Source organism: Thauera propionica (assembly GCF_002245655.1).
GTDB classification, from domain to species: Bacteria; Pseudomonadota; Gammaproteobacteria; order Burkholderiales; family Rhodocyclaceae; genus Thauera; species Thauera propionica.
Genome location: NZ_NOIH01000003.1, coordinates 1 through 21940 on the forward strand (window position 1 = coordinate 1; position 21940 = coordinate 21940).

Below are 21940 nucleotides of genomic sequence, written 5' to 3' on the forward strand. Positions count from 1 at the left end.
TCCTGAAGATCAAGGCCGCCTTCCCCGGAAAGGCGCGATGAACCTAAAAAAACCGAGGGGGAAGGCTCCACAGGAACCCTCCCCCTCGTTGCTGTCGACGCCGCGCCCTCAGCGTGGCGCCCGCTGTGCAGATCAGCTCAGCTTGCCATGGCAATGCTTGTATTTCTTGCCCGAGCCGCAGGGGCAGGGGTCATTGCGGCCGACGCGCGGCCCGGCCTGTGCGGGCAGCTGGGCCGCCTGGTCGGGATTCGCCGCGGCAAGCGCTTCGTCCTGATCGGCGTGGTGATACTGGACGTTCTCAAGCGCGGGCGGCGTCTCGGCCTCCTCGAGCTGGGACTCGGTACGCACCTGCACCGTCATCAGGATCTTGGTGACGTCCGCACGGACGGTGTCGAGCAGGGTCTCGAACAGTTCGAAGGCCTCGCGCTTGTACTCCTGCTTCGGGTTCTTCTGCGCGTAGCCGCGCAGGTGGATGCCCTGACGCAGGTGGTCGAGCGCCGCCAGGTGTTCACGCCAGTGCGTGTCCAGGCTCTGCAGCATTACGTTGCGCTCGAACTGGTGCCAGGCCGACGGATCGACCATCGCCGTCTTGGCGGCATAAGCCTCCTCGCCGGCATCGACGATGCGCTGGAGGATGGCTTCGTCGTCCAGATTCGGCTCGGCCTTGATCCACTCGCCCACCGGCAGCTTCAGCGCCAGCTCGGACGCAAGGGCCAACTCCAGGCCGGGGATTTCCCACTGTTCCTCGACGCTGTCGAGCGGCACATAGCGACGGAACAGATCGTGCAGGACGCCCTGACGCATCGCACGGATGGTCTCGGAGATGTCTTCGGTCTCGAGCAGTTCGTTGCGCTGCTGGTAAATGACCTTGCGCTGGTCGTTGGCGACGTCGTCGTACTCGAGCAGCTGCTTGCGGATGTCGAAGTTGCGCTGTTCCACCTTGCGCTGCGCGGACTCTAGCGAGCGCGTGACCATCGCATGCTCGATCGCCTCGCCTTCGGGCATCTTGAGGCGAACCATGATCGCGTTGAGGCGCTCGCCGGCGAAGATCTTCATCAGCGGATCTTCCAGCGACAGGTAGAAGCGGCTGGAGCCCGGATCGCCCTGACGCCCCGAACGGCCACGCAGCTGGTTGTCGATGCGGCGCGACTCGTGGCGCTCGGTGCCGATGATGTGCAGGCCGCCGGCGGCGATCACCTGCTCATGTACCTTGGCCCACTCGGCCCGCATCGCGGCGATCTTCGCCTCACGGTCTTCGGGCGGCAGGGACTCGTCCTCGCGCACCAGCGAAACCGGTTTCTCGATGTTGCCGCCGAGCACGATGTCGGTACCGCGACCGGCCATGTTGGTGGCGATCGTCACCACGCCCGGGCGTCCGGCCTGGGCGACGATCTGCGCTTCGCTGTCGTGCTGCTTTGCGTTGAGCAACTGGTGCTCGATCTTGGCCTTCTTCAGCAGGCCGGAAAGGAATTCGTTGGTCTCGATCGAGGTCGTGCCCACCAGCACCGGCTGACCACGCTCGACGCAGTCGCGGATGTCCTCGATCACCGCGTCCCACTTCTCCTTCGCGGTGCGATAGACCTTGTCGTTCCCGTCCTTGCGCTGCGTCGGCTTGTTGGTGGGAATCACGACCGTTTCCAGGCCGTAGATCGAGTGGAACTCGAAGGCTTCGGTGTCGGCGGTACCGGTCATGCCGGCGAGCTTGCCGTACATGCGGAAGTAGTTCTGGAAAGTGATCGAGGCCAGGGTCTGGTTCTCGGCCTGGATGCGCACGCCTTCCTTCGCCTCGACCGCCTGATGGAGGCCGTCGGACCAGCGCCGGCCGGCCATCAGGCGGCCGGTGAACTCATCGACGATGACCACTTCGCCGTTCTGCACCACGTAGTGCTGGTCCTTGTGGTACAGCGCATGCGCACGCAGCGCCGCGTAAAGGTGATGCACGAGCAGGATGTTGCCCGGGTCGTACAGGCTGGCGCCCTCGGCCAGCAGGCCCATCCGCATCAGGATCTGCTCGGCGCTCTCGTGGCCGTCCTCGGTGAGCAGCACCTGGTGCGACTTCAGGTCGACGGTGTAGTCGCCCGGCACGGTGACTTCGTCTCCCTCGCCCTCCTGCTTCTTCAGCATGGGCGCAACCTGGTTCATCTTGAGGTAGAGCTCGGTGTGATCCTCGGCCTGGCCGGAAATGATCAGCGGCGTACGCGCCTCGTCGATCAGGATGGAATCCACCTCATCGACGATAGCGAAGTTCAGGCCGCGCTGAACGCGTTCGTTGGCCGCGTAGACCATGTTGTCGCGCAGGTAGTCGAAGCCGAACTCGTTATTGGTGCCGTAGGTGATGTCGGCAGCGTAGGCGGCCTGCTTCTCGGCGTGCGCCATGCGCGACAGGTTGCAGCCAGTTGTGAGGCCGAGGAAGCCATAGATGCGGCCCATCCATTCGGCGTCGCGGCTGGCGAGGTAGTCGTTCACGGTGATGACGTGCACACCCTTGCCCGACAGCGCGTTCAGGTAGGCCGGCAGCGTGGCGACCAGGGTCTTGCCTTCACCGGTGCGCATTTCGGCGATCTTTCCGTTATGCAGCACCATGCCGCCCACCAACTGGACGTCGAAATGGCGCATGCCATGCACACGCTTGCCAGCCTCGCGGACAACGGCAAATGCCTCGGGCAGCAGGGCGTCGAGAGCCTCGCCATTGGCCAGGCGCTGCCGGAACTCGGCAGTCTTGCCGCGCAGTGCGTCGTCGGACAGCGCGGAGATCTCCGGCTCGAGCGCGTTGATCTTGCGCACGGTCTGAAGGTACTGACGAACGAGGCGGTCGTTGCGACTACCGAAGATTTTCTTGAGCAGGCCGGAGATCATGTTTGGGGTCGACGTCGATTCGGCAAAGGCGCGAGTTTATCATGCCGTACCGGGCGTCCCGTGACGCGTGTCTCCAGTTGACCGCGGCGCTTCGCCCATCCCCCGGATTCCACGCATCATGAGCCAGCTCCTCCATCGCTTCCTCGGCAGCGGCGACGCCCTCGCCCGCCTGCAAGAACACGCTGCCCGCCTGCGGCGACTCCAGGGGGCGCTCGAAGCGGCGCTACCTCCTTACATGGTCGAACAATGCCAGGTGGCGAACCTTAAGGATGGTGAGCTGGTCATCACGGCACGCAACGGCGCGACAGCCGTGCGCCTGAAGCAGATGCTGCCGAGCGTGCTGACACAGTTTGCGCAAGCCGGCCACGCGGTCAGCAACATCAAGGTGAAGGTCGGCACACCCGAGCAGGTGGAATGGCGCCGCCCCCCGCCGGAACGGCATATCTCGGCGAACGCCAAGGCCGGGCTGGCGGACTTCGCGGCGTCCCTGCCGGCGGACTCGCCGCTGCGCGAGTCGCTGGAAAGACTGGTGAGACGGGGCCGCGAATAGCGGCCGGTGCGGCGGGGACGACTTCGCGCCCGGAAAGTTAGTACGTCAGGCCAGCGGCACCAACACACGCTCGATCGCGAACAGCGCGAAAAAGGCGAACAGCATCACGACCGCGATACGGAAGATCTTCCAAGCCCAGGCCTTGAAGCGCGGATTGCCCGTCAGCAACCACAGGATCACCGAACCGCCGACGCCAAGCACGGCGAACAGCAGCAGCAGGCGCATGATCAGCATTATCGGCGCAATCCGGTCGTCGCGTCGGCTCAGGCCTGCGCCAGCACGGACTCGTCGAACTGGTGCGCCACCGCGGCCGGCGTCGCCTTGGGCTGCTCGAAGGTGACGATCTCCCAGGCCTCGCGGTCCTCGAGCAGGACGCGCAGGATCTGGTTGTTCAGCGCATGGCCCGCCTTGTGCGCCGAATACGATGCCAGCAGCGGGTGGCCGCACAGGTAGAGGTCACCGATGGCATCCAGCACCTTGTGCTTCACGAATTCGTCGGCGTAGCGCAAGCCCTCGGCGTTGAGCACGCGGTACTCGTCCATCACGATCGCGTTCTCGAGGCTGCCGCCGAGTGCGAGCCCGTTCGCGCGCATGAACTCGACGTCCTGCATGAAGCCGAAAGTGCGCGCGCGCGCCACGTCGCGAACATAGGACTGCTCGGCAAAATCGATCGTCACCCGCGTCGAGGTGCTGTCGATGGCCGGATGATTGAACACGATCGAAAAGCTGAGGCGGAAGCCGTCATAGGGTTCGAGGCGAACCCATTTGTCGCCCTCGACATACTCGACCGCCTTCTTCACGCGAAGGAATTTCTTCGGCACCGGCTGTTCCTCGATCCCCGCCGACTGCAGCAGGAACACGAAGGGCGCGGAGCTGCCGTCAAGGATGGGAATCTCCGGCGCATCGACATCGACGTGCAGGTTGTCGATGCCCAGCCCGGCCAGTGCCGACATCAGGTGCTCGACGGTCCCCACCTTCTCGCCACCCTTCTCCAGCCCCGAGCACATGCGCGTATCGCAAACCGCGTAGGGATCGGCCGGCAGCGTGAGCGGCGGATCGAGATCGACGCGATGGAAGACGATGCCGGTATCAGGCGCCGCCGGACGCAGGACGAGCGTCACCTTGCGCCCGCCGTGCAGACCGACGCCGGTGGCCTTGACGATGGATTTGAGGGTGCGCTGCCTGATCATCGTTAAATTCCCTTTATTTGCCGCAATTTTATCACGCGCCCTCCGGCGGGGCTGGCTATGACACCCATTCAGCCAGACTGTTGCGCAAGCGGATATTGCAATGCAGCAGGCAGAAACGACGCGGGCACTCGTCACGAACCGGAGGCGGCGGTTCGAAACGGGTGCCCGTTGGACAGGCGGTCACGCGCAAAGTGCGCGCGACCGATTACCGGTCAGTCGGCCTGGCGGCGGAGGAAGGCCGGGATGTCGTAGGTGCCGACGCCGCTGGTGCTCATCGCTTCAACCGTGGTGCGACGACCGCTGCGCATCACGGCCGGCACGTCGAGGTTGGTCATGTCGACGGCAGCGCCGCCGCCCATCGCCGGACCATAGGTACCGGTGCCCTGCACCACCTGCATGACCGGCTGGCGGGCTGCGCGCGGCGCACCCAGGCCAGTGGCAACCACGGTGATGCGGATGCGGTCTTCCATGCTCTCGTCGAACACGGTGCCGTACTTGACGAAGGCTTCCGGCGCGGCAAAGGCCTGCACGGTCTTCACGGCGTCGCGCACTTCCGACATCTTCAGCGACTTGCTGGCGGTGATGTTGATCAGCACGCAGCGCGCACCCGACAGTTCGGTCCCTTCGAGCAGCGGCGAGACGGCAGCCTGCTCGGCCGCGATGCGGGCGCGATCCATGCCGGCGGCTTCTGCCGAACCCATCATCGCGCGGCCCATCTCGGCCATCGCGGTGCGCACGTCCTGGAAGTCAACGTTGACCAGGCCCGGCACGTTGATGATCTCGGCAATACCACCGACGGCAGAACGCAGCACGTTGTCGGCGGAGCGGAAGCATTCCTCGAAGCCGGCATCGTCGCCATAGACGTCGAGCAGCTTGTCGTTGAGCACGACGATCAGCGAATCGACGTGACGCGTGAGCTCTTCGACACCGCTCTCGGCGACGCGGATGCGGTTTTCGAAGTCGAAGGGCTTGGTCACCACGGCGACGGTCAGGATGCCCATCTCCTTGGCGATCTCGGCCACGACCGGTGCAGCACCCGTGCCGGTACCGCCACCCATGCCACCCGTGATGAACACCATGTGCGCACCTTCCAGCGCCGCGGCGATCTCCTCGCGCGACTCCTGGGCCGCGGCACGACCGGCTTCGGGCTTGGAGCCGGCGCCAAGGCCGGTGCCGCCCAGCTGCACCTTGTGCGAGGCCAGGCAACGGTTCAGCGCCTGAGCATCGGTGTTGGCGGAGATGAAATGCACGCCTTTCACCCCTTCGCGGATCATGTGGTCGACGGCGTTGCCACCGGCGCCCCCGACACCGATCACCTTGATGATCGTACCAGACGGCTCTTTCTCAACGATTTCAAACATTTGCCTCGCCTCCTGAATTAACGGCCCTGCTCAACAACGAATGCCGCCCAGCCTGCATCTAGTAATACACGCGGATTCTAATACTAAATACGGGCTGGCAAATCGGCCTTCATACGAAATGACTGGACTTCTCGTGTCCCGTCAGAAATTCCGTTCGAACCACGACTTCATGCGTCCGAAAAACTGCTTCACGCTGCGCGTATCGCGAGCCTGCTGACCGCGCCGGCGTTGGGCTGCGCCTTCCATGACGAGCCCCATCGCAGTCGCGTAGCGCGGCTGGCACACGACATCGGCCAGACCACCGTCGTAGAGCGGCCCGCCCACGCGCACCGGCATGTGGAAAACGTCCTCGCCGAGTTCGGCCATGCCGCGCATCACCGACGAACCGCCGGTGAGCACGATGCCCGACGACAGCAGTTCCTCGTAGCCGGAGCGGCGCAGTTCGGCCTGCACCAGCTCGAACAGTTCGGACACGCGCGGCTCGATCACGTCGGCCAGCGCCTGGCGCGACAGCTTGCGCGGCGGGCGGTCGCCCACGCCGGGCACTTCGATCATCTCTTCCGGATCGGCCATCTGGTGCATGGCGACGCCGTGGCGGATCTTGATCTCCTCCGCTTCGGCGGTCGGCGTGCGCAGCGCCATCGCGATGTCGTTGGTGATCTGGTCGCCAGCCACCGGGATTACGGCCGTGTGACGGATGGCGCCCTGGGTGAACACAGCGATGTCGGTCGTGCCGCCACCGATATCCACCATGCACACGCCCAGTTCCTTCTCGTCGTCAGTCAGCACGGCATGGCTGGACGCCAGCGGCTGCAGGCTCAGGTCCAAGACCTCTAGCCCGCAGCGGCGCACGCACTTGATCACGTTCTGCGCAGCCGAAACAGCGCCGGTGACGATGTGCACCTTCACCTCGAGACGCACACCGCTCATGCCGATCGGTTCGCGCACGCCCCCCTGGCCGTCGATGATGAATTCCTGGGTCAGGATGTGGAGGATCTGCTGCTCGGCCGGGATCGGCATCGCACGCGCGACCTCGATCACGCGCTCGACATCCATCGGCGTGACTTCCTTCTCCTTGATCGCGACCGTGCCGCTGGAGTTGAAGCTCTTGATGTGGCTGCCGGCGATACCGGTATAGACGTCGTGAATCTTGCAGTCAGCCATCAGCTCGACTTCCTGCACGACGCGCGAGATCGCATCCACTGTGGCCTCGATGTTCACCACCACGCCACGCTTGAGGCCATTGGTCGGCTGCGTGCCCAGTCCGACGACGTTGAGACGGCCGTCCGGGCGCACCTCGGCGACCATGCAGGTCACCTTGGCCGTGCCGATGTCCAGGCCGACGATCAGATCCTTGTATTCCTTGCTCATTGCTTGCCCTTCCTGGCGCCTTGCGAGGCGGACTGAAGCAGCACCGTGCCGTCGGCCGGTGTCAGCGCGAATCCGCTCGGGTAGCGCAGGTCCGCTACCTTGATGTCGATGTCGATCTGTTCCCGCACGCGCGGCCAGGCCGCGATGAAACGCTTGAGCCTGTCTGCGAGCGCGGACTTGTCCTGCTCACGGCCGAGCATGATCACCAGGCCGTTGTCGAGCTTGAGCTGCCATGCCTGCCGCGCCGACAGGGCCAGTCCGACCAGGCGCAGGCCGAGCGGCTGCAGCAGGTCGGAGAACTCGGCATGACGCGCCAGCAGCCAGCCGGCGCTGCCCTGCGGGCCGTCGAACTGCGGCATCTCGGCGTCGCTGGCGGCGACGAAGACCTCGCCCCGCGAATTCACTAGCCGCGCATCGCCGCTTTCGGAAACCGTCCAGTAAGCCACGGCCTGGTGCTCTTCCAAACGCAGCTCGATCGCATCGGGCCAGCGCCGGCGGACTTCCGCCTTGCGCACCCACGGCAGTTTCTCGAAGGTCGCCTTCACGCCTTCCAGATCGACAGTGAAGAAAGTGCCGTCGATGGCCGTGCGCGCCGCGTATTCCAGTTGTGCTTCCGTGACCTTGGCAGGCGGCGTCAGCACCACGATCTCGCGCAGCGGGAACAGCGGACGCGAGACGAACCAGATCACCAGCGCCCAACCCAGGCCGATGGCAGCCAGCAACGTGAGCAGGTCGGAAATCAGGTTGAGCAGCGCGGGGCGGTGCCACAGGCCCGTCTCCACGCGCGGTGCGCGCGCAGCCGCCCGCTCCGGACGACCGGAACGGATTGCGGCGGGGCGCACGCTCATTTCAGCCAAGGCGGGCTCCTTCGAGGATCTTCAGGCACAGGGCCTCGAACTCGAGACCGGCGACGCGCGCCGACATCGGCACCAGAGAATGACCGGTCATGCCGGGCGAGGTGTTCATCTCCAGCAGGTAGGGACGTCCGTCCGCGGTGAGGATCAGGTCCGCACGCCCCCAGCCCCGGCAGCCGAGCACACGCGCCGACTTCATGACCAGCGCCTGCAGCGCGGCCTCGAGCTCGGCAGGCAGGCCGCAGGGGCAGTCGTAACGGGTATCGTCGGTGAAGTACTTGTGCTGGTAATCGTAGTTGCCGTCGGGCGCCACGATGCGCACCAAGGGCAGCGCCTGGTCTTCGAGGAAGGGTGCGGTCAGCTCCTCGCCGGCGACGAACTCCTCGGCGATGACCAGGCTGTCGTAGCGGGCGGCGAGTTCCCAGGCGGCACGCAGCTGGCCGGCCTCGGTGACCTTGGTCGCCCCCATGCTCGAGCCTTCATGGACGGGCTTGACGAAGATCGGCAGCCCCAGCTCGGCGACCACCGCATCCCAGTCGGAGTCGGCCTCGAGGATGGCGTAGCGCGGGGTCGGCAGCCCGCTGGCCAGCCACACCATCTTCGTCCGCCACTTGTCCATCGACAGGGCCGAGGCCATCACGCCACTGCCGGTATAGGGGATGCCCATGAGTTCCAGCGCCCCCTGAACCGTACCGTCCTCACCGCCACGGCCATGCAGCGCGATGAACACCCGATCGAAACCCTCTTCCTTCAGGATGTGAAGGTCCCGTTCGGCCGGATCGAAAGCATGAGCATCCACACCGGCGCCCTGCAGCGCCGCAAGCACCGCCTGGCCGGACATCAACGACACCTCACGCTCGGCGGACGAACCGCCGAACAGCACAGCAACCTTGCCAAACCGCGCCTTCACAGCATTTCCTCGATCGGTGCGAGCTTGCCCGGCACCGCGCCGATGCTGCCCGCACCCATGGTGATCACCACGTCGCCATCGCGCGCGGCAGAAAGAATCATCTTCGGCATGTCGGCGATGTCCTCGACGAACACCGGCTCGACATGGCCGGCAACGCGGATCGCACGCGCCAGCGAGCGTCCGTCCGCGGCTACGACCGGCGTCTCTCCCGCCGCATAGACTTCGCCCAGCAGCAGCGCATCGACCGAAGACAGCACCTTGACGAAGTCCTCGAAGCAGTCTCGCGTGCGGGTGTAGCGGTGCGGCTGGAAGGCCAGCACCAGGCGCCGGCCGGGGAAGGCGCCCCGCGCCGCCGCGATCGTCGCCGCCATTTCCACCGGGTGGTGACCGTAGTCGTCCACCAGCGTGAAGCTGCCCGCCTCGTCGCCATCCTGGTCCAGCAGCGCCACTTCGCCATAGCGCTGGAAGCGCCGGCCGACGCCGCGGAAATCGGCCAAGGCCTTCACGATGGCCTCGTCCGGCACCTGCACTTCGGTGGCGACGGCAATGGCGGCGAGCGCATTGAGGACGTTGTGCATGCCCGGCAGGTTGAGCTCGATCGACAGGCGCGAGGTGCTGCCATTGACGCGTACACAGTCGAACAGCATGCGCCCGCCATCTGCGCGCACGTTCTCCGCACGAATGTTGGCGGTCGGTGACAGGCCGTAGCGCACGATCTGCTTGGAGACCTGCGGCGCGATCTCGCGCACATTGGCGTCGTCCTCGCACAACACCGCCACGCCGTAGAACGGCAGACGCTGCAGGAAATCGACGAAAGCCTGCTTGACGCGGCCGAAGTCATGACCGTAGGTGTCCATGTGGTCGGCGTCGATGTTGGTGACGACGGCGATCATCGGACTGAGCAGTAAGAAGGACGCATCGGATTCGTCCGCCTCGGCCACCAGGTACTCGCCCTTGCCGAGCCGTGCGTTCGCGCCCGCAGCATTGAGCCGGCCGCCGATGACGAAGGTCGGATCGATGCCGCCTTCGGCGAGGATGCTGGCCACCAGCGAGGTCGTCGTGGTCTTGCCGTGAGTGCCGGCGATCGCAATGCCCTGCTTGAAGCGCATCAGTTCGGCCAGCATCAGCGCCCGCGGCACGATCGGGATATGGCGCTCGCGCGCCGCCACCACCTCGGGGTTGTCGGCCTTCACGGCGGTCGACACGACCAGCACGTCGGCGCCGGCAACGTGCCCGGCATCGTGGCCACGCATCACCCGCGCGCCCATCTTCTGCAGGCGGCGCGTCGCGGCGTTGTCGCCGAGATCCGAACCGCTCACGGCGTAGCCCTGGTTCACCAGCACCTCGGCGATGCCGCTCATGCCCGAACCGCCGATACCGACGAAATGGATGTTCCTGACCTTGTGCTTCATGTCCTGTCTCCGCCGGCCAGTTCCTCGCAGACACGAGCCACCTCGGCCGCCGCGAGGGGGCGGGCAAGAGCGCGGGCGTGCTCGGCCATCTGCAACAGGCGCGGGCGGTCGATGCTGGCGAGGATGCCGGCCAGCCGTTCGGCGTTGAGTTCGGTTTGCGGTAGCAGGTAGGCACCGCCGTGCTCCGCGAGGAAGCGCGCATTGCCGGTCTGATGGTCGTCCACCGCATGCGGAAAGGGCACCAGCAGGCTGGCTACACCCACCGCGGCCAGTTCGGCGACCGTCAGTGCGCCCGCACGACAGATCACCAGGTCGGCCTCGGCATAGGCCGAAGCCATGTCGTCGATGAAGGGACGCAGGTCGCCATCGACGCGGGCACGGGCATAGGCGGTGCGCAAAGCGTCGATCTGCTTCTCGCCCGCCTGATGCACGACCAAGGGTCGCTGGTCGGCCGGCATCCGGCCCAGCGCAGCGGGGACGGCCTCGTTCAACGCTGCCGCGCCCAGGCTGCCGCCGACGACGAGGATGCGCAGCGGCCCCTCTCGACCGGCGAAGCGCTCAGCCGGTGGTGCGACCGCCGCAATTTCGGCGCGCACGGGGTTGCCAACCCAACTGCTCTTGGCCAACACCTGGGGAAAACCCGTCAGCACACGATCCGCCACGCGGGCAAGGACCCGGTTGGCAAGCCCGGCCACCGAGTTCTGCTCGTGCAGCACCAGCGGCCTGCCCAGCAACGCCGCCATCATGCCGCCGGGGAAGGTGATGTAGCCGCCCATGCCCACCACCACGTCCGGCCGGGCACTGCGCAACGCACGCAGCGCCTGCCAGAACCCGGACAGCAGATTGACCGGCAGCATCAGCTTGCGCACGAGCCCCTTGCCGCGCAGCGCACCGAAACGCACCCAGGCAGTCTCGTAGCCACGGGCGGGCACGATGCGCGCCTCCATCCCATCCGGGTTGCCCATCCACACCACGCGCCAGCCCTTGGCCCGCAGCGCTTCTGCGACCGCGATGCCGGGGAAGATGTGGCCACCGGTACCGCCGGCCATGACCATCAGCGTCTTCATGCGCCGCCCCCCCGCTTGAGCTGACGCACTTCCCAATCGACGCGCAGCAGGATCGCAAGCGCGATGCAGTTGGCGACGATGCCCGAGCCGCCGAAGCTCATCAGCGGCAGGGTCAGGCCCTTGGTGGGGAGCAGCCCCATGTTGACGCCCATGTTGATGAAGGACTGCACACCGATCCACAAACCGATGCCTTGCGCCACGAGCCCGGCGTAGTAGCGTTCAAGCTTGATCGCCTCGCGGCCGATTGCAAAGGCACGATGCACGATGATCGCGAAACCGGCGACGACCGTGAGCACGCCGACGAAGCCCAGCTCCTCGGCGATCACCGCGAGCAGGAAGTCGGTATGGGCTTCGGGCAGGTAGAACAGCTTCTCGACGCTGCCGCCGAGGCCCACGCCGAACCACTCGCCACGGCCGAAGGCAATCAGCGCGTGCGACAACTGGTAGCCCTTGCCGAAGGCGTCCTTCCAAGGGTCCATGAAGCCGAGCACGCGCTCCAGTCGGTAGGGCGAGCTCAGAATCAGGATGATGAAGCCGATCACCGCCGCGATCGCCAGCAGGGCAAAGACGCGGCCATTCACGCCGCCGAGGAAGAGTACGCCGAACGCGATCGTGGTAATGACGACGAAGGCGCCGAAATCCGGCTCGCGCAGCAGCAGGAAGCCAACAAACAGGATCACCGCCATCATCGGCAGGAAGCCGCGCTTGAAGCTGCTCATCGCATCGAGCTTGCGCACCGTATAGTCGGCGGCGTACAGCGCAGCGAAGATCTTCATCAGCTCGGACGGCTGCAGGTTGATCGGACCGAGCGACAACCAGCGCTGCGCGCCATTGACCTCGCGTCCGATGCCCGGAATCAGCACCACGATCAGCAGCACCACGCCGGCGACGAACAGCGCAGGCGCGAGTTGCTGCCAGCGCGCCATCGGCAGCTGGAAGGCGACCAGGCCGGCACCGAGCCCGATCGCAAGGAAAACCGCGTGCCGCATCACGAAATAGTGCGACTGGTAGCCGGTGAAGCGGCTGCCCTCGGCAATGGCGATCGAGGCCGAGTACACCATGACGAGGCCCAGCAGCAGCAGGCCGACGGCGGACCAGATCAGCAGCAGGTCGAGTTCGCGCACCGGATTGCCGCCGCGCGCGAAACGGTCCGCAACGCGCGAACCGCTATCGGCCTTGCGCACACCGCCGCTGAACAGACCCGTCAGGCTGGCACCGAGCTTCATCGTGCGGAGACCTCCGGCAAGCCACGCACCGCCGCCACGAAGACCTCGGCGCGGTGCGCATAGTTGCGGAACATGTCTAGGCTGGCGCAGGCCGGCGACAGCAGCACGACATCACCCGCCTGGGCGAGCGCGTTCGCGCGTGCGACGGCAGTCTCGAGGTCAGCCGCACGCTCGACCGGCAGGTTGCAGCCGACCAGGGCAGCTTCGATCCGCCCGGCATCACGTCCGATCAGCATCACGGCCCGCGCCTTGCAAGCCACGACCGGGGCGAGCGGCGAAAAGTCCTGGCCCTTACCATCACCACCCGCAATCAACACCACCGGTTGGTCGAACCCGGCCAGCGCGGCCACCGTGGCGCCGACGTTGGTCCCCTTCGAATCGTCGTAGAAACGCACGCCGTCGGCGCGCTCGGCAACGAGCTCGACGCGGTGCGGCAAGCCACGGAAAGCCAGCAGGCCGGCAAGAAGTGTCTTCGGCTCCAGCCCCAGGCCGGCTTCGCACAAGGCCAGCGCCGCGAGCGCATTGGCAGCGTTGTGGCGGCCGGCCAGCGGCAAGTCGGCGAGCGCCAGCAGGGGCTGATGCCCGCGGACCAGCCAGTCTGCCTCGCCATGCCTGGCGATGCCGTAGTCACGGGATCCGCCCGGCGCGTCGGTACCGAAACGGATGATGTCGCGGCCCGGACGCGCCATCGCATTCACGCGGGCGTCCTCGCGATTCAGGACCTGCGCGCCGCGCCCCTGGAAGATCACGGCCTTGGTCGCGGCGTACTCGTCCAGGCCGGCGTAACGGTCCAGGTGATCGTCGGTGACGTTCAACACCGTGGCAGCCTCCGCATCGAGGTGCCGCATCGTCTCGATCTGGAAGCTGGACAGTTCGAGCACCCAGCATTGCGGCAAGGCTGCGCCGGCCGCGAGCCTGTCCATCAGCACGTCGAGTGCGGCCGGGCTGATATTGCCGGCGGCGACGGCGTCGATGCCGGCGGAACGTGCCAGCGCGGCGGTGAGCGCCGTCGTCGTGGTCTTGCCGTTGGTGCCGGTAATGGCGAGGATACGGGTCTGCCCGCGCACCCCCAGCTCATCCAGCGCCTCGGCCAGCAGGCTCATCTCGCCGGTGATCGGCAGATCGCGGCGGCGGACCTCGGCGGCGACACCGACGCGCGGATCGAGACCCGGGCTCAGCGCCACCAGATCGACGCCGTCCAGTACCTCGGCACCGAAACCGCCGGTGACGATCTCCGCGAGCGGCGCGTCCTCGCGCAAGGCGTCCAGTCCCGGCGGCGCAGTACGGCTGTCGGCTACGCGCACGCGCGCACCGCGCAGCGCGCACCAGCGCGCCATCGCCAGGCCCGACTCGCCGAGCCCGAGCACAAGGACATGTTTTCCCGTAAGTGCGCTCATCTCAGCTTCAGCGTCGACAGACCGAACAGCACCAGCATGATGGTGATGATCCAGAAACGGACCACGACCTGCGTTTCCTTCCAGCCACTCAGCTCGTAGTGGTGATGCAGCGGCGCCATGCGGAAGATCCGCTTGCCGCCAGTCGCCTTGAAGTACAGCACCTGCACCATCACCGACAGGGTTTCGGCCACGAACAGGCCGCCCATGATGAAGAGCACGATCTCCTGGCGGACGATGACGGCGATGGTGCCCAGCGCTGCTCCCAGCGCGAGCGCGCCGACATCGCCCATGAAGACCTCCGCCGGGTAAGCGTTGAACCACAGGAAGCCGAGGCCGGCACCGCAGATCGCGCCGCAGAACACCGCAAGCTCGCCCGCGCCGGCGATGTAAGGCACGCCGAGGTAGTTCGAGAAGCCTGCATGACCGGCAACGTAGGCGAAGATCGCCAGCGCGCCCGCCACCATCACCGTCGGCATGATCGCCAGGCCGTCGAGGCCGTCGGTGAGGTTCACCGCATGGCTTGTGCCGTTGATGACGAAGTAGGTGAGCGCAACGAAGCCGAAGATGCCCAGCGGGTAAGCGACGGCCTTGAAGAAAGGCACGATCAGTTCGGTTTCGGCGGGCGTGTTGGCGGTAAGCCCGAGGTAGATGGCCGCAGCGAGCGCAATGGCCGAGGTCCACAGATACTTCCAGCGGCTCGCCAGGCCTTTGGGGTCGCGGTGAACAACCTTGCGCCAGTCATCCACCCAGCCCACGGCGCCAAAGCCGAGGGTGACCAGCAGCGTGACCCACACGTAGTCGTTCTTCAGATCGCCCCACAGCAGGATCGTCACGCCGATCGCGATCAGGATCAGCGCTCCGCCCATGGTCGGCGTGCCGGCCTTGGTCAGGTGCGACTTGGGACCGTCGTCGCGCACCGCCTGCCCGATCTTCTTTGCCGCGAGCCAGCGGATCACGCCGGGACCGGCAATCAGCGAGATCGCCAGCGCGGTCAGTGCGGCGAGGACCGTCCGCAGCGTGATGTAGCCGAAGACGTTGAATCCACGAATGTCCTGGCCGAGCCAGAGTGCAAGTTCCAACAGCATGTCAGGAGCCGGTATCCATTGAAGGGGCGGGATTGTGCATTGCCGCAAGCGCGTCCGCCACTCTTTCCATACGCATGAACCGCGAGCCTTTCACCAGCACGACCGAGTCTGCATCCAGCCTGGGCACCAGCGCCCGCACGAGGGCCTCAGGCGACCCGAAGTGCTGGGCGCCGTCGCCAAAATTGCGCACCGCAACATTGGTCATTTCACCAAGTGCGAACAAGCCGTCGACACCCTTGCTCTTGGCGTAGCCACCGATCTCGTCATGAACCTGGGCGCTGGTCTCGCCCACCTCGCCCATGTCGCCGAGCACCAGCCAGGTGTGTCCCGGCATGGACGCAAGCACGTCGATACCGGCACGCACCGAGTCGGGATTGGCGTTATACGAATCGTCGAGGATCACGGCACCATTCGGCCCGCTGCGTCGCTGCAGGCGACCGCGCGTGCCGAGAAACTCGCCCAGACCTTCGGTGACCGCCTCGGGCGTGGCGCCTGCCGCAAGGCAGGCCGCAACCGCGCCGACGGCGTTGCGCACGTTGTGCAGACCCGGCACCTGCAGTGCAAACTCGATGCGCCCTTGAGGGGTATCGAGTTCGACCCGCGAGCCGAGGCCGCGAAGGGTACACCGGCCACTCACGTCGGCCGCCTGCTCGATACCGAATGTCACAATCGCACGACCAGCATTCAGCGTGCGCCAGTACTGGGCGTGCGGGTCGTCGGCGTTGATCACGGCCACACCCGCGCTGCCCAGCCCCGCGTAGATCGCGCCCTTCTCGCGCGCGACCTCTTCAAGCGTGCCCATGCCCTCGAGGTGGGCGCGCTGCGCGTTATTCACGATGGCGACGGTCGGCTGCGCCAGGTCGGTCAGATAGCCGATCTCGCCCGGATGGTTCATGCCCATCTCGATCACCGCTGCACGATGGAAGTCGCGCAGTTCGAGCAGGGTCAGCGGCATGCCGATGTCGTTGTTGAGATTACCCCGCGTCGCTAGCACTGCCTCGTCGCCAAATCCGTCCCGACGCGCCTGGGCACGCAGGATGGCGGCGCACATCTCCTTGACGGTGGTCTTGCCATTGCTGCCGGTGACGCCGACGACCGGCAGCGCGAAACGCGCGCGCCAGGCGGCGGCCAAGGTGCCGAGCGCAAGACGCGTGTCCTCGACGACGAGAACCGGCAATGGCGGCTCGGGGTTCGCTTCGAACCAGCGCGCGTCCACCAGGGCCGCGGCAGCGCCGGCGCGCGCGACGGCCTCGATGAACTCGTGACCGTCGAAGCGCTCGCCGCGCAACGCAACGAACAACTGGCCCGGCACCAGCGCGCGGCTGTCGGTGCCCACCCCGTCGAAGCGCGTCATGCCGACTGCACGGGCGCCATGTTCGGCCAGGGCGCGTGCGGCATCCTGCAGACTCATCATCGTTTCGCCCCTCCTGCATGCCACGCCCGCAAGGCCAGGTTTGCCTGCTCCAGGTCCGAGAAGGGCAGACGCTGGCCCATGACTTCCTGATACGGCTCGTGGCCCTTGCCCGCGATCACCACCACGTCATCGGCAGCAGCCTCGGCAATGGCGATGCGGATCGCCTGCGCGCGATCAACGATGCGCTCAGCCTGCGGGCCGGCGCCTGCCGCCACGGTCTCGAGGATCTTCAGCGGATCTTCCGTGCGTGGATTGTCACTCGTGACAATCACGCGGTCGGCGAGTCGGGCAGCGACCTCGCCCATCAGCGGGCGCTTGCCCGGATCGCGGTCGCCGCCGCAACCAAAGACGCAGCTCAGCCGGCCGCGACGCGAATGCACCGTCGTGCGCAACGATTCGAGCACCTGCGCCAGCGCATCAGGGGTGTGCGCATAGTCGATGACGATCAGTGGCTCGCAGACGCCGCCCACCAGCTGCATGCGCCCCTCGGGCGGGGTCATCCGCACCAGCACCGGCGGCAGTTCATCGAACGGCACGCCACGCGCCAGCAGCGCACCTGCCACGGCCAACAGGTTCGAGACGTTGAACGGCGCGACCATCCGCACCTGGATCTCGACCACGCGCCGGTCCCATTGCAGCGCGAACCGCAGTCCGGTCGGCGAGGCCTGCAGCCGGTCACCGAGCAGCACACGTGCACCCGGCACCGCATCGGCGTTGGCGTGGTACAGGGTGCACGCGATCACGTCCCGCCCCTGCGCCACCAGCCGCCGCGCGAGCATTAGCCCGTAGGGATCGTCGATGTTGATCACGCAGCGTTCGACACCCGGCAGCGAGAAGAGGCGGGCCTTCGCTTCGCCGTAGGCATCCATCGAACCGTGGTAGTCGAGGTGATCCCGGCTCAGATTGGTGAAGATCGCAACGTCGAAGCAGGCCCCATTGACCCGCCCCTGGTCGAGGCCGATGGACGAGACCTCCATCGCCGCCGCCCCAGCTCCCGCGGCAGCAAAGCCCGCAAGCAGGCGATGCAGATCGAGCGCATCGGGCGTGGTGTTGAGCGAACTCTCCAGTTCGCCCGGGAAGCCGTTGCCCAGGGTGCCGACGATGCCGCAGCGCACCCCGAGGTCCTGCATGGCGCCCGCCAGCATCTGACTCACCGTGGTCTTGCCATTGGTGCCCGTCACGCCGGCGAGCCATAGGCGCTCCGACGGACGGCCGTAGATCTCATGTGCCAGATGGCCGGCAAGATCACGCAGACGCTCGACGGGCAGTGACGGGATGGGCAATTCCCCCGCGTCAAAGCCATCGCCGCTTTCCCACAGCACGGCCGCCGCGCCCCGCTCGATGGCAGACGCCAGGTAGCGTCGCCCATCGGTGCGGAACCCCGGCCACGCCGCGAATACCTCACCCGGCCCGACGCGGCGCGAGTCCGCCGTGATCCCGCTCGGGGTCACACCAGCCGCCTGCAGGCGCGCGAGGATGGGGGCGGCCAGGCTCACTTACATGCTCTCCTGTGCCACGGCCGTGCCAGCCGTCCCCTCGGACTGGCGCCGCGCGAGCTGCAACGGGGTCAGCGGAGCGTCGGGCGCCACGCCGAGCGAGCGCAGCGAGCCTTCCATGATGCGCGAGAACAGCGGCCCGGCCACGGTACCGGCGTAGTAGCTGCCCGCACTCGGCTCATCGATCATCACCGCGACGACAAGGCGCGGATTCGACACTGGCGCAAAGCCCACGAACGAGGCGATGTAGCGTTTCGTATAGCGTCCGTTCTCGAGCTTCACCGCGGTACCGGTCTTGCCGCCAACACGGTAGCCCGGCACCTGAGCCTTGGTCGCCGTGCCGCCCGGCTGGGTGACGGACTCAAGCATGTCTCGCACAGCCTGTGTCGTCTCGGGCGAGAAAATGCGCCGCCCCTTCATCGGCTGGCCATCGACGCGCGTCAGCGAAAGAGGCACGAGCTCTCCCTCGCGGGCGAACGTAAGGTAAGCACGCGCCATCTGGATCAGGCTCACCGAGATACCGTGCCCGTACGACATCGTCGCCTGCTCGATCGGCTTCCAGGTCTTGGCGGGACGCAAACGTCCGCTGCTCTCACCCGGGAAGCCGAGATTGAGCGGCGTGCCGAAGCCAAGATCGTCGAAAAGCTGCCACATCTCGGTCGGCGAAAAATACTGCGCGAGCTTCACGGTGCCGATGTTGGAGGACTTCTGGATGACCTCGGCCACCGTCATCGGCTTGTCGTGACGATGCGAATCCGAGATCGTCGCAGTGCCGATCGTCATTCGTCCGGCGCTGACGTCGATCATCGTGGTCGGCTTGACCTTGCCGCGGTCGAGCGCGAGCCCGGCGATGAAAGGCTTCATCACCGAACCGGGCTCGAAGGCGTCGGTGAACACGCGGTTGCGCAACTGCTCACCAGTCAGATTGGCACGGTTGTTCGGGTTGAATGTCGGCGCGTTGACCATCGCGAGGATCTCGCCGGTCCGCGAGTCGATGACCACCGCAGCGCCCGCCTTGGCCTTGTGCTGCTGCATCGTGTCGCGCAGGGCCGACCAGGCAAGGTACTGGATCTTGCCGTCGATCGACAGCGCCACCTCCTCACCCTCGCGCGGCGGACGCACTGCCTCGACGTCCTCCACGATCTGCCCGCGGCGATCCTTGATGACGCGGCGCAGCCCGGGGCGCCCCGCCAGCTGCTTCTCGTACGCGAGCTCAATGCCTTCCTGGCCGCGGTCCTCGACGTTGGTGAAACCCAGGATGTGGGCCATGACCTCGCCACCGGGGTAATAACGGCGGTATTCCTGCTGCTGGTGAATGCCGGGCAGCTTGAGGTCGGCGATCCGCTGCGCCACCTCGGGCGACAGCTGACGCTTGAGATAGACGAAGTCACGCGGCGTAGCGAGCCGCTCATTGAGCTCGCGCACGTCCATCTCGAGCAGGCGCGCAAGCTCACGGGCCTGCGCCGGCTCGAGCTTGGCATCGGACGGCAGCGCCCACACCGAGCGCACCGGCGTGCTGACGGCCAGCATGTCGCCATGGCGGTCCGTGATGCGGCCGCGGGTGGCGGGAATCTCGATGGTGCGCGCATAGCGCGATTCGCCCTTCGCCTGCAGGAAGTCGTTATTGACGCCCTGGAGGTAGAGCGCACGCCCGGTCAGGGTGAGCGAGCCGGCAAGCATCGCCAGCAGCATGAAACGCGGGCGCCACAGCGGCAGCTCGCGCTTGAGCAGCGGATTGTGGTTGAAGGTGACCGTACGTTGATTCTTCTTCATGACTGCGGCTCCACCACCAGGACCTGGCCCTGCATCGGCAGACGCATGCCAAGCCGCTCGCGCGCGAGCTTCTCCACACGTGCGTGGGCCGCCCAGGTGCTCTGTTCCAGCTGCAGCTGCCCCCACTCGACCTCGAGCCCATGGGCACGCGACTGCTCGCGTTCAAGCTCAGCGTAGAGCTTGCGTGCCTGGTGCTGGGACGAGACCACGCCGAGCGCGCTCGCCACCACCAGCGCCACCAGCACCGCGTCTGCCCGGATCATCATGCGGGCGCCTCCGTGCGTTCGGCGATGCGCATCACTGCACTGCGCGAACGCGGATTGGCCTCGACCTCCGCCGCGCTCGGCCGCACGGCCTTGCCGATCAGGCGCAGGCGCGGCGGAGGCAGGTCGGCCGCACGAATCGGCAGGCGCGCCGGAAGCACAGGCGGACGCGACTCGTCGCGCATGAAGCGCTTGACGATGCGGTCCTCGAGGGAATGAAAGCTGATCACCGCCAGCCGCCCCCCCGGCGTCAGTCGCGCAACGCAGGCAGGCAGCACGCGCGTCAGCTCCTCGAGCTCCTGATTAATGAAAATCCGTAGAGCCTGGAAGGTACGTGTCGCCGGGTGCTGCCCCGGCTCGCGTGTGCGGACCGCTTTTTCCACGATCGCGGCAAGTTGTCCAGTGGTTGCAACAGCCCCCCCTGTCCGAGCAGCTGCAATCGCCTTTGCAATCGCATGAGCAAACCGTTCCTCGCCATAATCCCTGATTACCTCCGTGATCTGGCCGACGGATGCCTCCGCCAGCCATTCCGCCACGGTTTGCCCGCGGCTCGTGTCCATACGCATGTCCAGCGGCGCATCGAAGCGAAAGCTCATGCCACGCGATGCATCGTCGAGCTGAGGTGACGACACCCCGAGGTCCAGCAGCACGCCGTCCACCTGCACCACACCCAGCGCATCGAGCTCTGCATCGAGGTCGCCGAAAGCCGAATGCACCAGCGTCAGTCGTGCATCACCGAGCGCCTGCCCGGCCGCGATTGCCGCCGGATCGCGATCGAAGGCGATCAGGCGCCCCTGCGCCCCAAGCCGCTCGAGCACGGCGCGGCTATGCCCGCCACGACCGAAGGTGCCGTCGACATAGGTGCCATCGGCATGGATCGCGAGCGCTTCGACCGCCTCGTTCAGCAGGACGGTGACATGTGCATGGACCGCGCTCACAGCGCCAGGCTCTCGAAGCCGGGCGGCAACCCGTTGTTCATCAAGGCCAGCATGGCTTCCTGCTGCTTCTGCCAGCCCTCGTCGGACCAGAGTTCGAAGTGGCTGCCCTGCCCCACCAGCCAGACCTGCTTGTCGAGCTTGGCGAACTGGCGCAGCGACGGCGCGACCAGCACACGGCCGGCGGCGTCGAGCGCCTCCTCCTGGGCGAAGCCCACGAGCAGACGTTTGAGCATGGCGGAGGTCGGATCGAGCCCCGGCGCCGCGAGCACCTTGTCGCGAATCGGAACCCAGGCGGGGACGGGATAAACCAGAAGGCAACCATGGGGATGGGCGGTCAGCACCACCTGGCCGCTCTCGACAGCCAAGGCATCACGATGCCGCGCGGGGATCGCGAGACGACCCTTGGCATCGAGATTGAGCGCTGCGGCTCCTTGGAACATCGTCCCCCCTGACGGCACCGGGGCAGTGCCGGAATGACACTTTTCCCCACTTTTTTCCACTTGGACCCACTTTAGTGGAAAGGCCGTACCCGGTCAAGCTGACAAAACCGGAATCTCGTTGTTACACAATGACTTATGTGAAGCCGGGAAATATTGAATAAACCCTGAAAAATCAAGGGCGATAGCGCATGGACATGCGAAAACGGTCGAACTCGGACTGGATCGACGCGAAAGTGGGGCGAGGTGGGAAAAACCGGCAGCGGCAAGGCGCACTGGACGCGGGCAGCCCCTTTCCAGGAGCGCGAACGCGTCGAATGGCGACCTTGGGCGACGCACA

At 66.3% G+C, this 21940-nt stretch carries 19 protein-coding genes; 1 reads left to right on the top strand and 18 read right to left on the bottom strand.

The window, feature by feature from the left end:
- Positions 1-132 precede the first annotated feature (132 nt).
- Positions 133-2856, bottom strand: coding sequence for a preprotein translocase subunit SecA (secA, locus tag CGK74_RS01395; protein WP_094266750.1), 2724 nt, complete (start codon positions 2854-2856; stop codon positions 133-135).
- A gap of 118 nt (positions 2857-2974) precedes the next feature.
- Here secA and CGK74_RS01400 point away from each other — a divergent pair, with 118 nt between their 5' ends.
- On the top strand, positions 2975-3406 hold the full coding sequence (locus tag CGK74_RS01400) for a DciA family protein (protein ID WP_094266751.1): 432 nt from the start codon (positions 2975-2977) through the stop codon (positions 3404-3406).
- Positions 3407-3451: 45 nt separating this feature from the next.
- Here the strand turns inward: CGK74_RS01400 and CGK74_RS01405 are convergent, their stop codons facing one another.
- The 17 genes from CGK74_RS01405 to mraZ all read right to left on the bottom strand — a co-directional run bounded on the left by CGK74_RS01405 (position 3452) and on the right by mraZ (position 21603).
- Positions 3452-3640, bottom strand: coding sequence for a hypothetical protein (locus CGK74_RS01405; RefSeq protein WP_094266752.1), 189 nt, complete (start codon positions 3638-3640; stop codon positions 3452-3454).
- 29 nt (positions 3641-3669) lie between these two features.
- Entirely contained in the window at positions 3670-4596 is a 927-nt protein-coding gene (lpxC, locus tag CGK74_RS01410) for a UDP-3-O-acyl-N-acetylglucosamine deacetylase (protein WP_094266753.1), read from the bottom strand.
- 212 nt (positions 4597-4808) lie between these two features.
- Positions 4809-5957: a cell division protein FtsZ gene (gene ftsZ, locus CGK74_RS01415; RefSeq protein ID WP_094266754.1), complete on the bottom strand. Its 1149-nt coding sequence runs from the start codon at positions 5955-5957 to the stop codon at positions 4809-4811.
- Between the two features lie 141 nt (positions 5958-6098).
- Positions 6099-7328, bottom strand: a complete 1230-nt coding sequence (gene ftsA / locus CGK74_RS01420) for a cell division protein FtsA (RefSeq protein ID WP_094266755.1) — start codon at positions 7326-7328, stop codon at positions 6099-6101.
- Positions 7325-8185, bottom strand: a complete 861-nt coding sequence (locus tag CGK74_RS01425) for a cell division protein FtsQ/DivIB (RefSeq protein WP_094266756.1) — start codon at positions 8183-8185, stop codon at positions 7325-7327. The genes ftsA and CGK74_RS01425 overlap by 4 nt, the downstream gene beginning before the upstream one ends.
- Positions 8178-9092: a D-alanine--D-alanine ligase gene (locus tag CGK74_RS01430; protein ID WP_094266757.1), complete on the bottom strand. Its 915-nt coding sequence runs from the start codon at positions 9090-9092 to the stop codon at positions 8178-8180. Before CGK74_RS01430 ends, CGK74_RS01425 begins: the two co-directional genes overlap by 8 nt.
- A complete protein-coding gene (murC, locus tag CGK74_RS01435; protein WP_094266758.1) occupies positions 9089-10504 on the bottom strand; it encodes a UDP-N-acetylmuramate--L-alanine ligase in 1416 nt (471 codons plus the stop codon). Before murC ends, CGK74_RS01430 begins: the two co-directional genes overlap by 4 nt.
- Positions 10501-11571, bottom strand: coding sequence for an undecaprenyldiphospho-muramoylpentapeptide beta-N-acetylglucosaminyltransferase (gene murG / locus CGK74_RS01440; RefSeq protein WP_094266759.1), 1071 nt, complete (start codon positions 11569-11571; stop codon positions 10501-10503). The genes murC and murG overlap by 4 nt, the downstream gene beginning before the upstream one ends.
- The gene (ftsW, locus tag CGK74_RS01445) at positions 11568-12797 is read right to left on the bottom strand and encodes a putative lipid II flippase FtsW (protein WP_094266760.1); all 1230 of its coding nucleotides are present in this window, start codon (positions 12795-12797) and stop codon (positions 11568-11570) included. The genes murG and ftsW overlap by 4 nt, the downstream gene beginning before the upstream one ends.
- Positions 12794-14194, bottom strand: coding sequence for a UDP-N-acetylmuramoyl-L-alanine--D-glutamate ligase (murD, locus tag CGK74_RS01450; protein ID WP_094266761.1), 1401 nt, complete (start codon positions 14192-14194; stop codon positions 12794-12796). The genes ftsW and murD overlap by 4 nt, the downstream gene beginning before the upstream one ends.
- Complete coding sequence (gene mraY, locus CGK74_RS01455; protein WP_094266762.1) at positions 14191-15279, bottom strand: phospho-N-acetylmuramoyl-pentapeptide-transferase; 1089 nt, start codon at positions 15277-15279, stop codon at positions 14191-14193. The genes murD and mraY overlap by 4 nt, the downstream gene beginning before the upstream one ends.
- A 1-nt stretch (position 15280) precedes the next feature.
- Positions 15281-16693: a UDP-N-acetylmuramoyl-tripeptide--D-alanyl-D-alanine ligase gene (locus tag CGK74_RS01460; protein ID WP_094266763.1), complete on the bottom strand. Its 1413-nt coding sequence runs from the start codon at positions 16691-16693 to the stop codon at positions 15281-15283.
- The gene (locus CGK74_RS01465; protein WP_094266764.1) at positions 16690-18189 is read right to left on the bottom strand and encodes a UDP-N-acetylmuramoyl-L-alanyl-D-glutamate--2,6-diaminopimelate ligase; all 1500 of its coding nucleotides are present in this window, start codon (positions 18187-18189) and stop codon (positions 16690-16692) included. Before CGK74_RS01465 ends, CGK74_RS01460 begins: the two co-directional genes overlap by 4 nt.
- Complete coding sequence (locus CGK74_RS01470; RefSeq protein WP_094266765.1) at positions 18190-19962, bottom strand: peptidoglycan D,D-transpeptidase FtsI family protein; 1773 nt, start codon at positions 19960-19962, stop codon at positions 18190-18192.
- The gene (gene ftsL / locus CGK74_RS01475; RefSeq protein WP_094267398.1) at positions 19959-20225 is read right to left on the bottom strand and encodes a cell division protein FtsL; all 267 of its coding nucleotides are present in this window, start codon (positions 20223-20225) and stop codon (positions 19959-19961) included. The genes CGK74_RS01470 and ftsL overlap by 4 nt, the downstream gene beginning before the upstream one ends.
- Positions 20225-21163, bottom strand: a complete 939-nt coding sequence (rsmH, locus tag CGK74_RS01480) for a 16S rRNA (cytosine(1402)-N(4))-methyltransferase RsmH (protein ID WP_094266766.1) — start codon at positions 21161-21163, stop codon at positions 20225-20227. Before rsmH ends, ftsL begins: the two co-directional genes overlap by 1 nt.
- Entirely contained in the window at positions 21160-21603 is a 444-nt protein-coding gene (gene mraZ / locus CGK74_RS01485) for a division/cell wall cluster transcriptional repressor MraZ (RefSeq protein WP_094266767.1), read from the bottom strand. Before mraZ ends, rsmH begins: the two co-directional genes overlap by 4 nt.
- Positions 21604-21940: the final 337 nt, after the last annotated feature.